The organism is Mesorhizobium sp. WSM4306 (assembly GCF_007003975.1).
In the GTDB taxonomy this organism is placed as follows: domain Bacteria; phylum Pseudomonadota; class Alphaproteobacteria; order Rhizobiales; family Rhizobiaceae; genus Mesorhizobium.
In genome coordinates this window covers 18,784-30,922 of the sequence record NZ_VFTC01000005.1, presented here as the reverse complement: position 1 = coordinate 30,922, position 12,139 = coordinate 18,784, and the positions used below count along the sequence as shown (strand labels likewise).

The window sequence follows — 12,139 nt, the reverse complement described above, 5'->3', positions numbered from 1 at the left end:
GTCGGCAATCAGCGAGAGATGCCTGATATCACATAGCGGACGGTGGCGCGGATTGTAACCTCATCTTCGTCGAGACGGTTGGTCAAAAGGTGTTTCCAGGCATAGGAAGCCACGAGGTCGGCGACCAGCGCCGCATCGATATCGGCGGCAACGTCGCCTCGCGCCTTGGCGCGCTCGATGACCCGGGCGGTGTGGGACCGACGTCCATCGGCATAGCCAGTCAGGGCCACGGCCGCCGCTTCATCCGATTGGGCTTCGGCGATGAGCGAGCGGAACACGCTGCCCGAGGAAGTGTCGCGCCAGTGCGCGAAGAGATTTTGAAGGAAGCCGACGAGATCGTCCTCGAGATTGCCGGTATCGGGGACGGCGACGCGCTTTTGCCGCTTGTAGACCTCCAGCAGCAAGGCCGCCTTGCTTGGCCACCAGCGATAGATCGTGGGCTTGCCGGCGCGCGCACGCCGCGCCACGGCTTCGATGGAAAAGCCGGCATAGCCGGCCTCGACCAGCACTGCCTCCGCGGCCTCGAGAATGGCCTCGGCGCTGTCGGGATTGCGCCGCGCCCCGATCGATCTGCGCGCCGGATCCTCGCCCATGTCTGTCCTCGCCAACACTTTCGCCGGCAATATAGGTGAGCCGACAGTCAAACGAAACGGTCCGTTTCAAGCGATATTGTGGAAGTCGGGAATCGCAGCAGATATGCTTTGGGGGCAGGGCGGCGCATACCTGAGGCTCGCCCTCGGCAGCGATCAGTTCATCGCTTGCGAGGTTTCCGAGGCGATCCGCCATTGGCCGTCGCTCTTCACCAGCCCAAGCGTGACTCGTGCCTTGCCGGTCAAGCGTGCCGCCGATCTGTCTTTCGACACATAGTCATAGCTCATCGCGAACACGGCTTCGGCGCGGTCCTCGCCCTGCGGTGTCACTTCGAGGCTGCCGGGCTCGAGACCGAACGACCAGGAGGCAAATTGCGCGAACCAGTCGGTCTTGAGCTTGACGACGGCACCGCTGTCGTAGCGCGTGCCAAAGATGGTTGCGGAAGGGGCGTAGAGCCGCTTGACAGTCTCGCCGATCGCTGCGGCATCGGGGGCGAGATAGTCATCGCGCAGGAATTTCTCGATGGCGGTCTTGTAGTCGCCGACGGAGCGTTCGAGTGCCGCGACCTTTGTCTCGGGCGCCGGAGCGGCGGCGGGCTGCGGCTGCGCGACCGTTTCACCGCCAGGCACGAACTCAAACCGCTCGAGCAGCGAACCCTGTTCCCAGGGGCGCTGCCCCTCGCGGGTTTCGGAAACCACGTCGCGGCGCACCGCGATCATCATGTCGTTGATGCTCTGGCCGGGTTCGGCCATGTGCCGCAGCAATGCGGCGGCAAACGGCGAATTGCGCCCCGTTCCGTCCATGGCGACAGCACCCGGCGCCGTCGAAAAGGCGATGAAGGAGCCGCGCGTCGAATCGAACTGCGCCAGGCCGGCAAGCGGCGTCGCCGAGCGGGTGGTGGCGGTGCGGCTCAGACTGCGGGCAAAAGGATTGTTACGGCAGGCATCGAGGAACACCAGGCTGACCTTGGTCTGCTGTTCCATGATGTCGAGGACTTCGTCGATCGGCACGGCTTCGAGCTGCAGCTTGACCGGCATGTCGAGCCGGGCGTCGACCGGCACGATGTAGTTGCGCCCTTCGACCTGCAGGCCATGGCCGGCATAATAGAACAGCCCGACGCCCGCACCTTGCAGCGCATCGGAAAATTCGCCGATCTTGCGCTCGAGTTCACGCTTGCCGACATCGTTGCCCTCGATGACGTCGAAGCCGATCGAGCGCAGCTTGCCGGCAATGTCGAGCGCATCGTTGACCGGATTGGTGAGTGTGCCGGCCTCGGCATAGGTGCCGTTGCCGATGACCAGCGCCACGCGCTGTTCCGGCTGCGCATCGGCGCTCAGGAGCAAAAGCCCCATAAACGCCACCGCCAAGATAACCAGCCTGCCCATGGCCGATATCATAACGCCAGAGGCCCCGGTGGCGCCAACGGATTTGAAATGCAAGCTTAATCCAAGGTGGTTTGCCGGCGCCGATGGCCAAGAAAACGCCCTTGCGCCGGGCCGTGGTATCGGGCAAACCGGCCTTCCCCAGAGCCGGATGATTTCAGGTCTGTTCGACCTGAAATCTGAATCCGTCTCTAAGTCTAAAGAGATAGAGCATGATGTCGTCCGAAAACCGCTTCACACTTTTCGGCATCATGCTCTAGTTTTTCCGTCGCCCGAGGTCTCCAATGTCCGCAACGATTTCACCGCTCGCGCCGAAGAAATATCCCAAAATGCCTGCCATTGAGGGCGTGCGCATCGCCACCGCCGAGGCCGGGATCAAGTACAAGAACCGCACCGACCTCTTGGCCATGGTCTTCGATGCCGGCACCGCTGTCGCCGGCGTGTTCACGAAATCGAAATGCCCCTCGGCGCCAGTCGATTTCTGCCGGCAGAACCTTGGCGCCGGCAAGGCGCGGGTGCTGGTCGTCAACTCCGGCAACGCCAACGCCTTCACCGGCAAGAAGGGCCGCGCCTCCACCCAACTGACCGGCGAGGCGGCGGCCAAGGCCGCCGGCTGCACGCCAGGCGAAGTGTTCCTCGCCTCCACTGGCGTCATCGGCGAGCCGCTCGACACCACGAAATTCAGCCATTTGCTGGCCGGACTGGTCAAGGACGGCAAGCCGGACCTTTGGACCGAAGCGGCCAAGGCCATCATGACCACCGACACCTATCCGAAAGTGGCGACCGCGACGGTCAAGCTCGGCGACACCGACGTCATCATCAACGGCATCTCCAAGGGCGCCGGCATGATCGCGCCCGACATGGCGACGATGCTGTCCTTCATCGCCACCGACGCGCCGATCGCCGCCCCCGTGCTGCAGGATTTGTTGTCGCGCGGCACGGCCAAGACCTTCAATGCGGTCACCGTCGACAGCGACACCTCGACCAGCGACACGCTGCTGTTGTTCGCCACCGGCGCTGCGGCCAGGCGCGGCGCGCCTGCCATCAGCGATCCCAAGGATGCGCGCCTCGGCGCCTTCCGCCGCGCACTTGGCAAGGTGCTGAAATCGCTTGCGCTGCAAGTGGTGCGCGACGGCGAGGGCGCCCGCAAGCAGGTCGAAGTCACCGTTACCGGCGCGAAATCGGCGCGCTCGGCCAAGCGCATCGCACTGTCGATCGCCAATTCGCCACTGGTCAAGACGGCGGTTGCCGGCGAGGACGCCAATTGGGGCCGCGTCGTCATGGCCGTCGGCAAGGCCGGCGAACCGGCCGATCGCGACCTTTTGTCGATCTGGTTCGGCGACAACCGGCTGGCGCATGAAGGCGAACGCGATCCAGGCTACTCCGAGGAAGCGACCTCGGCCTATATGAAGCGCGACGACATCCGCATCCGCGCCGATATCGGCATCGGCCGTGGCAAGGCGACGGTGTGGACCTGCGACCTCACCAAGGAATATGTCGCCATCAATGGCGATTACCGGAGCTGATGGAGTTGGCTTCCAGGCATCCGGCAAGCATGCTCGCCATCGTGCGCCGCTACGAGGCGGCGGGTTTTCGCGCCTGGCCGGCAGCGGCCGTCCACTATGACGGCACCTGGGTGGTGCGGCTGACGGCCGGCCATCCGGCCAAGCGCCTGAACTCGGTCAACCCGCTCGATCCCGGCGACACCCAGCACATTGCCGAGCGCATCGGCCGCGCCAGCCGGCGCTTCGATGCCTATGGCAGGCCGCTGACCTTCCGCATCTCGCCGCTGTCAGGGCCGGACCTGGCCACGCATCTCGACAATGAGGGCTGGAGCACATTCGACGAATCGCTGGTGATGCGACTGCCGCTGGCGGATGCGCAGCTGGCGCCGGCCATGGATCAGATTCCGCTGAAGGACATCAGCCGCTTTCTTGGTGCGTCGCTCAAGGTCAGCGGCTCGGATTCATCGCTGCGGCCGGGGCTTTCGGAAATCATCGGCGCTATTCAACCCGAGGTCGGGCTGTTTGCGCTCGAGGAAGGGACCGACCCGCTGGCGGTGCTGATCTGCGTCCATGACGGCGATCTCGCCGGCTTGTTCGAGATCGCCACCGACAAATCGGCGCGCAACAAGGGCCATGGCCGCAATCTGATCCTGTCGGCGCTGAAATGGGCCAGGCTGCGCGGGGCGCGGGAAGCCTGGCTGCAGGTCGAGGCCGGCAATGCGCCGGCGCTGGCACTCTATCGATCGCTCGGCTTCGAGGAAGTCTATCGCTACTACTATCGCCGGCCGCCCGGCGCATGAGCGAGGTTGCTAAAGGTAAACGCCTGCTCCTGGTCGCCGCCTGCGCGCTGGTCGATGCCGATGGCCGCGTGCTCCTGGCGCAGCGGCCCGAGGGCAAGCAGCTTGCCGGCCTGTGGGAGTTTCCGGGCGGCAAGGTCGAGCCCGGCGAGACGCCGGAACAATGCCTGATCCGCGAACTGCAGGAAGAGATCGGCATCGAGACCGACATACCCTGCCTGGCGCCGCTGACCTTCGCCAGCCATTCCTACGATGATTTCCATCTCTTGATGCCGCTCTTCGTCTGCCGTCGCTTTCGCGGCATCGCGCAGCCGAAAGAGGGGCAGGCGCTGAAATGGGTGCGGCCAAAGCAAATGCGCGACTATCCGATGCCGCCTGCCGACGCCCCGCTGATCCAGTTCCTCATTGACCTGTTGTGAGCAGAAGCCATTTCGCCGGCCTGATTTAGCCAGCGTTAATGGAAGATTTATCTCGTCGTGAAAAATTGCGGCAAAGCGGATTCGCTGGGAGCGATTGCATGAGCCTCGACAGGGAATGGGACTCGATCCGGCCGGATCGCAGCTTTCGCGCCGCCAATGCCGGTATGAGCATATTGCGCATCACGCTGCTGTTCGGCTCGGCCGCGGTGGCGCTGGCCCTGATTGCGGTCCCCGTCCTCGACAAACAGACGCGATCGTCCAGCCGCGATGCCCTTACAAGCGGCCTGGACACGATAAGCACCGGTTCGGTCGGCTCGCGCGCCACCTATACACTGCGCAGAAGTGTGCTGCAGCCCTCCCCCAGTTCGGTCTGCATCATCCGTGCCGATGGCCGGCGCAGCGGCGACTGCTGACGAAGAAGGTTAACAAAAGCTTATTGATTTCCTTAACGCAGGCCCCGTTTCATCGCCTGTTAAGCTTGTGCCGTTAACCTTTCTTAACAGGTCGGCGGTATGGTCGTGACAAGAGGGATCGACGATCATGAAGACATTGTTGCAGCGATTTTTGGAAGACGAAACAGGCGCCACGGCCATTGAATATGGCCTCATCGTCGCCGTGCTGTCGCTTGCCATAGTCGGCGGCGTCGGCAAGGTCAGCAATGCGATCCAGTTTCTGTTCAGCGACACCAACAGCAAGCTTGCCAACGCCTTCGCCGAGCACTGACCCGGAGCGCTGTCACCGCCCGTCAGGACCTTCTAGTATGGTCTTCAGCGAGACCTTCGCCGAGCCCGGTTTCAAGGGCTTTTGCTGCGAGGCATCGGGTGCCCAGCCCGACATCCAGACAACAGAGAAACTTGCCCTGATCCGGCCGTCGGCGTCCGAAAAACGTTCGGCATAGATTTCAGCTGCACGGGCAAACAGTTTTCGTGCACCCGGCCGCCGGCTGCGATCGGTCAGCGCGCTGGTTTCGCCCATCGCCCTGAGATCGGCGGTGAGGTCGAAAAGAGTGTCGTAGCGCACGGTCACCGTTTCGACGTCGGCCACCGGCAGCGCAAGGCCGGCGCGCTGCAGGAGTGCGCCGGCGTCGCGGACATCGGTAAAGGGGATGACACGCGGGCTGGCGCCGCCATAAAGCTCGGTCTCGGCGGCGAGCAGGCTTTCGCGCAGTTCGGAAAGTGTGCCGGCGCCCGCAAAGGCGCCAAGGAAGAGCCCGTCAGGGCGCAAAGCACGGCGGATCTGCACCAGCATGCCGGGAATGTCGTTCATCGCCTGCAAAGACAGAAGCGAGACGGCGAGGTCGAGGCTTTCCGGTGGAAACGGCACGGTCTCCAGCGGTGCCACCATCCCTGGCCGGCCGTCCAGAAACGCTGCGTCCGCTTCGACGCGCACAATTTCTGCTGCCTTGCCGCTTGCTGCAACCACATCCGCCGCGGCCGGCGTCTGGCAAAACAGTACGGCGGCCTTGCCGAACCGGCGTTCGACCGCGCCGAGCCGGTCGGCGAGATCTTCCGCTGCCCGCCGCATCAGAAAATCGGCGCCGGCCACGGGATGGCCCAATGCCCGGCGCTTGTGTGCCAGCCAGAGCTCTGTATCGATGATCGGCTGCAAGGCAAACAATCCCTGTCTGTCCGCCTTGTGATATCGTGGCGCGGACGACAAACCACGTGGCCGATCCGGTGATGGAGATCAAGAGCCTCGCTCAAACGATGTTGGACTGGCCGGCGCGGGTGCTGTTCCCGCCTGTCTGCGCCGGCTGCCGCAGGCATGTCTCTCAGCCTGGCGTTTTATGTGGCGCCTGCTGGCCGAAACTCAGGCTCCTGGAGCGGCCGTGGTGCGCTGTGATGGGTACGCCCTTCACCCACGACATGGGCGAGGGCTTCCTGTCGGCCGAAGCGATCGCCGATCCGCCGCCTTTCGAGCGGGCGCGGGCGGCCGTGGCCTATTCGGGGGTCGCCCGCCAAATGGTGCAAGGGCTGAAATACCAGGACCGCACTGATCTCGCGCCATGGATGGCGCACTGGATGCTGCGCGCCGGCGCCGAACTGATCGCGGACGCCGATGTCGTCGTGCCGGTGCCGCTGCACTGGCGGCGCTTTTTCAGGCGCCAGTTCAACCAGTCGGCGGAACTGGCAAGGGCTGTTTCGCATCTCAGCGGGGTGACTTTCTCACCCTCGGCGATCCGGCGTGTCAAGCTGACGCGCCAGCAGGTCGGGCTGGAGCGGCAGGAGCGCGAGGACAATGTGCGCGCTGCCTTCCGTGTGCCCACGGAAGCAGAAATCGAGATCGCCGGCCGCCGCGTGCTTCTGGTCGACGATGTCTACACCACGGGCGCCACCGTGCGCTCGGTCGCCAAGGCATTGAAAAAGGGCGGCGCCGCAGCGGTCGACGTGCTGACCTTCGCGCGTGTCCTGCCGGGGGACTTTCGGGCCGACGAGTCCGCGACTATATAAGATCAGGGAAGACAGGATTGCAGACTGATGCTCGATGTGACGATCTATACCCGCATGATGTGCGGTTATTGCGCGGCGGCCAAGCGGCTGCTCGACCGCAAGGGCGTCGCCTACACCGAGCATGACGCATCCTTTTCGCCGGAATTGCGCCAGGAAATGATTTCGCGGGCGCACGGACGAGCTACCTTTCCGCAGATTTTCATCGGCGACACGCATGTCGGCGGTTCCGACGAACTCCACGAACTGGAGGCGCGGGGGCAGCTGGACAGGCTGCTTGCCGACGGCTCGACGACACAGAGGGCATGACGATGGGTGTTTTCAAGGCGGCGGCGATCCAGATGCGTTCGGGCGAAAGCCCTGAGCGCAACGCGGTCGATCTGGAACGGCTGGTGCGCGAGGCGGCAGGCCTGGGTGCTACCTACGTCCAGACCCCGGAAATGACCGGCGCGCTGATCCGCGACAAGGAAGCCAGGGCTGCCTCGTTCACCTCGGAAGACAAGGACATCATCGTGGCGACGGCGCGCAAGCTCGCCAGCGAACTTGGCGTCTTCCTGCATATCGGCTCGACCGCCATCCTGCGCGCTGACGGCAAGCTCGCCAACCGGGCGCTGCTGTTTGGACCGGACGGTGCCACGCTTGCCACCTACGACAAGATCCACATGTTCGATGTCGACCTCGACAATGGCGAGAGCTGGCGCGAATCCGCCGCCTATGAGCCGGGCACCGAGGCTGTCGTCACCGAGATCGACGGCGCGAGGCTGGGCTTTGCCGTCTGCTACGATCTGCGCTTTCCGCAGCTGTTCCGCGCCGAGGCGCTGGCCGGCGCCGACCTTTTGTCGGTGCCCGCCGCCTTCACCCGCCAGACCGGTGAGGCGCATTGGCATGTGCTGCTCAGGGCCCGCGCCATCGAGAACGGCGCCTATGTCGTCGCCGCGGCGCAAGGTGGTGTGCACGAGGACGGCCGCGAGACCTATGGCCATTCGCTGATCGTCGATCCATGGGGCCGCATCATCGCCGAGGCGGCGCATGCCGAGCCTGGCGTGATTGTCGCCGAGATCGACACAGCACAGTCGTCGGCTGCGCGCAAAAAAATCCCCAACCTCAAGAACGCGCGCGACTTTGCCGTCAATGACGGCACGGCAGAAGTGCCGCGGCTCAGGGGCGCGGCTTCGTGATCCGCTTTGCCCTGATTTGCGAGCATGAGCACGAGTTCGAGGGCTGGTTTCGCAGCAATGAGGATTTCGACACCCAGAAGAAGCGTGGGTTCGTCGATTGCCCGAACTGCGGTTCGCACAAGGTGCAAAAGGCGCTGATGGCGCCGGCCGTCTCCACCGCCCGCAAGCAGGAAACAATCGCACTGGCCATGGGCGAAGCCCAGAAGCAGGCGTTGGCGCGGCTGAAGGCGATGGCCGAGAAGGTGCGCGAGAATGCCGATTATGTCGGCGACAAATTCGCCGAGGAAGCGCGCAAGATCCATTTCGGTGAAACCGACGCGCGTGGCATCTATGGCGAGGCGACGCTGGACGAAGCCAAGAGCCTGGCCGAGGACGGCGTCGAGTTCATGCCGATCCCGAGCTTTCCCGACGAGCGGAACTGATTTTCCATGACGATGTCGCGGCGGCTCAGGAAAGCTGAACGGCGACTTTTTTCAAGTATATTTCCAGGACATTTTCTATTGGCTGGCCATCAAAGCGAGCGCCAAGCGCACGATCCACGGAATGGTGATCGTTTTTAGCAAACACAAGGGCAACGAAGCGGCGGATAAGGTTGCTGCGGCACTCCAACTGATAAGGGATTTCGATCCCCTTCGGTACAGGCGCGCGGTGATGACAGGCGTAAAAATAGCGTGCCGCTCATTGCTTTTGGCGCGCAATCCGAAACGGCCTATGTGTCGCCTTTGACGTCAACCAAGCTTCCGATCAATTTGCCAAGCAACAGAGCCAGCGTCTCCCGCTCGGCGTTGGTCAGGCCGGCCAGGATTTCGTGCTCGTTGGCGACGTGGGCGGTCAGGGCCTCATCGATCAAGGAGTGCCCCTTTTCGGTCAGTTGCACGACAATGCCGCGCCGGTCGTTGGGGTGCGGGCCGCGCAGGGTCAATCCGGCCTTTTCCAGCCGGTCGAGCCGGTTGGTCATGGCGCCCGATGTCACCATCGTCGCCTCGTAGAGCGCGGTCGGCGTCAGCGCATAAGGCTGGCCGGACCGGCGCAACGTCGCCAGCACGTCGAATTCGCCGGCTTGCAGACCGAAGCGGGCAAACAGCGGCGCGAGACGTTCGCGGGCGACCAGCGACGAGGCTTCATTCAGCCGCCCGAGCACCAGCATCGGCGAAACATCCAGGTCCGGCCGTTCCCGTGTCCACTGCTCGACCGCCTTTGCTGCGCGATCCATTGTCTCACCGTTAAATATCTTGACGTTAAGAATCTTTGCGCTATGTTACCTCAAGATACAGGACCGGTGGAGTGCCGCAAGTGCCAATTTCGCAAGTGAGTGGACGGGACCATCCGATGAAATCTCTCTGGGAATCGGCACCCGGCTTGCTGGTCGTCACCGGGGGCCTGCTCGGCCTGACGCTGCCGTTCGGCAAGCTGGCGACAGCAGCCGGCGTTCCTGCCATGGTCTGGGCCTTCGGCATCTCGTTCGGCGCCGGCGGCGTTCTGTTGTGCGCGCTGCTCGCCGGCGGACAGCGCATGCGACTCACTCCGCACAGGCTGCGTTATTTCTTCATCACCGCTGCGGTCTCCTATGCTGCGCCAAACCTGTTGATGTTTTCGGCCATCCCGCATCTTGGCGCCGGCTACACCGGCATCATGTTCACGCTGTCGCCGGTCATCACGCTGATGTTTTCGATCTTGCTCGGCGTCAGGCGACCCAACATGCTCGGCGTCGCAGGCATCGCCGTCGGCTTCATCGGCGCGGTTATGGTGGCGGTGACGCGCGGCGAGGCCGGCCAGCCGGCCGACTTCTTCTGGGTGCTGGTCGGGCTCATGATCCCGGTCAGCCTTGCCGCCGGCAACATCTATCGCACCGTCGACTGGCCCGAAGGGACCGGTCCGATCGAGCTTGCCGTCGGCAGCCACCTGGCCTCGGCAACGCTGCTGCTGGTCGGGATTCTCGCACTGTTCGGCCTCAGTGCCTTCGCCCCGCTCGGCACCGTGCCGCTGGTCGTCGTGGCGCAGGTTGCGTCAGCTTCGGCGATGTTTGCCTTCTTCTTCCGACTGCAGGCGGTGGGCGGCCCGGTCTATCTCAGCCAGATCGGCTATGTGGCGGCGGCCGTCGGCCTGTTTGCCGGCACGATCTTCCTCGGCGAGCACTACCAGCTGCTGACCTGGGCCGGAGCGGTCATCAACACCATCGGCGTGATCATCACCACCAAGGCGCAGAACCAGAAGGCGTGAGGGGCCAGAAGGCGCAAGGGGTCAGACCGACCCCTTCTCGGCCAGCACCATGTAGTTGACGTCCATGTCCTTGGAGCGCTGCCAGCGGTCGGCGAGCGGGTGGTAGATGACGCCGGTGCGGTCGATGACGGTCATGGCGGCGTTGCCCAGCGCCTTTTCCAGCTCTTCGGGCCGCACCAGCTTGCCGAACTGGTGGGTGCCGCGCGGCAGCCAGCGCAGCACGTATTCGGCGCCGATGATGGCCAGACCGAGAGCCTTCAGCGTTCGGTTGATGGTGGCCACGAACATGATGCCGCCGGGCTTCACCATCTCGCCGCACTTGCCGATGAACAGGTCGATGTCGGCGACATGCTCGACCACTTCCATGTTGAGGATGACGTCGAATTTCTCGCCGGAATCGGCAAGGTCTTCCGCGGTCGTTGCGCGGTAATCCACCGTCACGCCGCCCTCAGCCGCGTGCAGCTTGGCCACCTCGATGTTGGTTGCAGATGCGTCGGCGCCCACCACTTCGGCGCCAAGCCTGGCCATCGGCTCGCACAACAGCCCGCCGCCGCAGCCTATGTCGAGGAAGCGCAGGCCTTCGAACGGCCGCGCCGCCCGCGGGTCACGACCGAAACGCGCCGCCACCTGGTCGCGGATATAGGCAAGCCGAACCGGGTTGAACTTGTGCAGCGGGCGGAATTTGCCGTTCGGGTTCCACCATTCGGCGGCAAGGGCTGAGAAGCGTTCGACTTCTCCAGCATCGATCGTCGATCGACGGGGCTCTGGCATCGGGCAGGTCTCCTAGAGCTCTTTTTTCGGGCGCAATTTCGGACGGAAAACCGGTTCCCACTTTTCCTGGAATTGCTTGGGAGCGCTAGGAAGTCGGGTGTGAGGCCGCGAATGTCAAGGCAACAATTTTCCGTGCTGACACGGCGGCACACTCTGTCAGGGGCATGTCAGCTGCCGAACGCCGCGATGAAACACGGTTGGCCCGGCGGGCGAAAGAGGAGCATCGTTTTTGAATTCGAATTCGACGGAGTGGATTCCATGACATTAACGCTAGCGTCGGTTCTTTGGCGTCGGCTGGATATGGAGGGCCACGATTCCTGCCTGCTTTCGCAGATCAAGGGCGGCTACAGCCTTAGGGGGCAGGCCATTTTCGTCCAGGACGACAAGCCATGCTGCCTTGCCTATGAGGTGATCTGCGATGCCGTCTGGCAGACAAGGGCGGCGCGGGTCGACGGTTTTCTCGGCATGCGCGAGCTGCACTATGCGATTGAGCGCGACGCCGACGGTCAGTGGACGCTGAACGGCGAAATCCAGCCGGACGTCGCCGGCCTGGTCGACGTCGATCTCGGTTTCACGCCGGCATCGAACCTTCTGGCGATCCGCCGGTTCGACCTCGGCGTCGGCCAGGCAAGGCCCGCGCCGGCCGCCTATCTGACCTTCCCCGAGCTCAGGCTGACGCGTCTTGAGCAGAGCTACCAGCGGCTGGATGAAGGCCGCTATGCCTATGCCGCGCCGATGTTCGGCTACGAGGATATCCTCGTCGTCTCGCCGGCCGGCTTTGTCGTCACTTATCCCGGCCTGTGGACAGTCACGGCTGCTTCGCCCTGAG

Annotated in this window: 17 protein-coding genes; 12 read left to right on the top strand and 5 right to left on the bottom strand. The window is 63.8% G+C overall.

Annotation, left to right across the window (positions count from 1 at the left end):
- Positions 1 to 8: 8 nt before the first annotated feature.
- Complete coding sequence (locus tag FJV77_RS08630) at positions 9 to 593, bottom strand: TetR/AcrR family transcriptional regulator (RefSeq protein WP_142866565.1); 585 nt, start codon at positions 591 to 593, stop codon at positions 9 to 11.
- Positions 594 to 746: 153 nt separating this feature from the next.
- Positions 747 to 1,976 (bottom strand): caspase domain-containing protein, encoded by a 1,230-nt coding sequence (locus FJV77_RS08625; RefSeq protein WP_142866564.1) that lies wholly within the window; start codon positions 1,974 to 1,976, stop codon positions 747 to 749.
- On the opposite strand from FJV77_RS08625, the gene FJV77_RS32290 reads away from it, so the two are divergent.
- The 6 genes from FJV77_RS32290 (at position 1,975) to FJV77_RS08600 (ending at position 5,417) form a co-directional block, all read left to right on the top strand.
- On the top strand, positions 1,975 to 2,316 hold the full coding sequence (locus tag FJV77_RS32290; protein WP_185970244.1) for a hypothetical protein: 342 nt from the start codon (positions 1,975 to 1,977) through the stop codon (positions 2,314 to 2,316). The genes FJV77_RS08625 and FJV77_RS32290 overlap by 2 nt on opposite strands.
- Entirely contained in the window at positions 2,258 to 3,499 is a 1,242-nt protein-coding gene (gene argJ, locus FJV77_RS08620; RefSeq protein ID WP_142866394.1) for a bifunctional glutamate N-acetyltransferase/amino-acid acetyltransferase ArgJ, read from the top strand. Before FJV77_RS32290 ends, argJ begins: the two co-directional genes overlap by 59 nt.
- A 29-nt stretch (positions 3,500 to 3,528) precedes the next feature.
- Positions 3,529 to 4,278 (top strand): GNAT family N-acetyltransferase, encoded by a 750-nt coding sequence (locus tag FJV77_RS08615; RefSeq protein ID WP_142866563.1) that lies wholly within the window; start codon positions 3,529 to 3,531, stop codon positions 4,276 to 4,278.
- Positions 4,275 to 4,694 (top strand): 8-oxo-dGTP diphosphatase MutT, encoded by a 420-nt coding sequence (gene mutT, locus FJV77_RS08610; RefSeq protein WP_142866393.1) that lies wholly within the window; start codon positions 4,275 to 4,277, stop codon positions 4,692 to 4,694. Before FJV77_RS08615 ends, mutT begins: the two co-directional genes overlap by 4 nt.
- Positions 4,695 to 4,792: 98 nt before the next feature.
- A complete protein-coding gene (locus FJV77_RS08605) occupies positions 4,793 to 5,107 on the top strand; it encodes a hypothetical protein (RefSeq protein ID WP_142866392.1) in 315 nt (104 codons plus the stop codon).
- Positions 5,108 to 5,234: 127 nt separating this feature from the next.
- Positions 5,235 to 5,417, top strand: a complete 183-nt coding sequence (locus tag FJV77_RS08600) for a Flp family type IVb pilin (protein WP_142866391.1) — start codon at positions 5,235 to 5,237, stop codon at positions 5,415 to 5,417.
- A gap of 12 nt (positions 5,418 to 5,429) precedes the next feature.
- Here the strand turns inward: FJV77_RS08600 and FJV77_RS08595 are convergent, their stop codons facing one another.
- Positions 5,430 to 6,302 (bottom strand): methyltransferase domain-containing protein, encoded by an 873-nt coding sequence (locus FJV77_RS08595; protein ID WP_142866390.1) that lies wholly within the window; start codon positions 6,300 to 6,302, stop codon positions 5,430 to 5,432.
- 56 nt (positions 6,303 to 6,358) lie between these two features.
- Between FJV77_RS08595 and FJV77_RS08590 the strand changes: the two genes are divergently transcribed.
- From FJV77_RS08590 to FJV77_RS08575, 4 genes are read left to right on the top strand one after another with little or no spacing between them, the layout of a single operon-like run.
- Entirely contained in the window at positions 6,359 to 7,144 is a 786-nt protein-coding gene (locus FJV77_RS08590) for a ComF family protein (protein ID WP_142866562.1), read from the top strand.
- A gap of 27 nt (positions 7,145 to 7,171) precedes the next feature.
- Positions 7,172 to 7,450: a glutaredoxin 3 gene (gene grxC, locus FJV77_RS08585; RefSeq protein WP_112562285.1), complete on the top strand. Its 279-nt coding sequence runs from the start codon at positions 7,172 to 7,174 to the stop codon at positions 7,448 to 7,450.
- Positions 7,451 to 7,452: 2 nt separating this feature from the next.
- The gene (locus FJV77_RS08580) at positions 7,453 to 8,319 is read left to right on the top strand and encodes a carbon-nitrogen hydrolase family protein (protein ID WP_142866561.1); all 867 of its coding nucleotides are present in this window, start codon (positions 7,453 to 7,455) and stop codon (positions 8,317 to 8,319) included.
- On the top strand, positions 8,316 to 8,741 hold the full coding sequence (locus FJV77_RS08575) for a DUF1178 family protein (RefSeq protein WP_142866389.1): 426 nt from the start codon (positions 8,316 to 8,318) through the stop codon (positions 8,739 to 8,741). Before FJV77_RS08580 ends, FJV77_RS08575 begins: the two co-directional genes overlap by 4 nt.
- A 287-nt stretch (positions 8,742 to 9,028) precedes the next feature.
- Here the strand turns inward: FJV77_RS08575 and FJV77_RS08570 are convergent, their stop codons facing one another.
- A complete protein-coding gene (locus FJV77_RS08570) occupies positions 9,029 to 9,532 on the bottom strand; it encodes a MarR family transcriptional regulator (RefSeq protein WP_142866388.1) in 504 nt (167 codons plus the stop codon).
- 116 nt (positions 9,533 to 9,648) lie between these two features.
- Here FJV77_RS08570 and FJV77_RS08565 point away from each other — a divergent pair, with 116 nt between their 5' ends.
- Positions 9,649 to 10,539 (top strand): DMT family transporter, encoded by an 891-nt coding sequence (locus tag FJV77_RS08565; protein ID WP_142866387.1) that lies wholly within the window; start codon positions 9,649 to 9,651, stop codon positions 10,537 to 10,539.
- Between the two features lie 21 nt (positions 10,540 to 10,560).
- Here FJV77_RS08565 and ubiG read toward each other — a convergent pair whose 3' ends face one another.
- Positions 10,561 to 11,310: a bifunctional 2-polyprenyl-6-hydroxyphenol methylase/3-demethylubiquinol 3-O-methyltransferase UbiG gene (ubiG, locus tag FJV77_RS08560; protein WP_142866386.1), complete on the bottom strand. Its 750-nt coding sequence runs from the start codon at positions 11,308 to 11,310 to the stop codon at positions 10,561 to 10,563.
- A 258-nt stretch (positions 11,311 to 11,568) separates the two neighbouring features.
- Between ubiG and FJV77_RS08555 the strand changes: the two genes are divergently transcribed.
- On the top strand, positions 11,569 to 12,138 hold the full coding sequence (locus FJV77_RS08555; RefSeq protein WP_142866385.1) for a putative glycolipid-binding domain-containing protein: 570 nt from the start codon (positions 11,569 to 11,571) through the stop codon (positions 12,136 to 12,138).
- Position 12,139: the final 1 nt, after the last annotated feature.

Excerpts from the sequence above, each read along its gene's own strand:
- FJV77_RS08630 (WP_142866565.1), bottom strand. The coding sequence starts at position 593 with ATGGGCGAGGATCCGGCGCGCAGATCGATCGGGGCGCGGCGCAATCCC.
- FJV77_RS32290 (WP_185970244.1), top strand. The coding sequence starts at position 1,975 with ATGGCCGATATCATAACGCCAGAGGCCCCGGTGGCGCCAACGGATTTG.
- FJV77_RS08625 (WP_142866564.1), bottom strand. The coding sequence starts at position 1,976 with ATGGGCAGGCTGGTTATCTTGGCGGTGGCGTTTATGGGGCTTTTGCTC.
- argJ (WP_142866394.1), top strand. The coding sequence starts at position 2,258 with ATGTCCGCAACGATTTCACCGCTCGCGCCGAAGAAATATCCCAAAATG.
- FJV77_RS08615 (WP_142866563.1), top strand. The coding sequence starts at position 3,529 with ATGCTCGCCATCGTGCGCCGCTACGAGGCGGCGGGTTTTCGCGCCTGG.
- mutT (WP_142866393.1), top strand. The coding sequence starts at position 4,275 with ATGAGCGAGGTTGCTAAAGGTAAACGCCTGCTCCTGGTCGCCGCCTGC.
- FJV77_RS08605 (WP_142866392.1), top strand. The coding sequence starts at position 4,793 with ATGAGCCTCGACAGGGAATGGGACTCGATCCGGCCGGATCGCAGCTTT.
- FJV77_RS08600 (WP_142866391.1), top strand. The coding sequence starts at position 5,235 with ATGAAGACATTGTTGCAGCGATTTTTGGAAGACGAAACAGGCGCCACG.
- grxC (WP_112562285.1), top strand. The coding sequence starts at position 7,172 with ATGCTCGATGTGACGATCTATACCCGCATGATGTGCGGTTATTGCGCG.
- FJV77_RS08580 (WP_142866561.1), top strand. The coding sequence starts at position 7,453 with ATGGGTGTTTTCAAGGCGGCGGCGATCCAGATGCGTTCGGGCGAAAGC.
- FJV77_RS08570 (WP_142866388.1), bottom strand. The coding sequence starts at position 9,532 with ATGGATCGCGCAGCAAAGGCGGTCGAGCAGTGGACACGGGAACGGCCG.
- FJV77_RS08565 (WP_142866387.1), top strand. The coding sequence starts at position 9,649 with ATGAAATCTCTCTGGGAATCGGCACCCGGCTTGCTGGTCGTCACCGGG.
- ubiG (WP_142866386.1), bottom strand. The coding sequence starts at position 11,310 with ATGCCAGAGCCCCGTCGATCGACGATCGATGCTGGAGAAGTCGAACGC.
- FJV77_RS08555 (WP_142866385.1), top strand. The coding sequence starts at position 11,569 with ATGACATTAACGCTAGCGTCGGTTCTTTGGCGTCGGCTGGATATGGAG.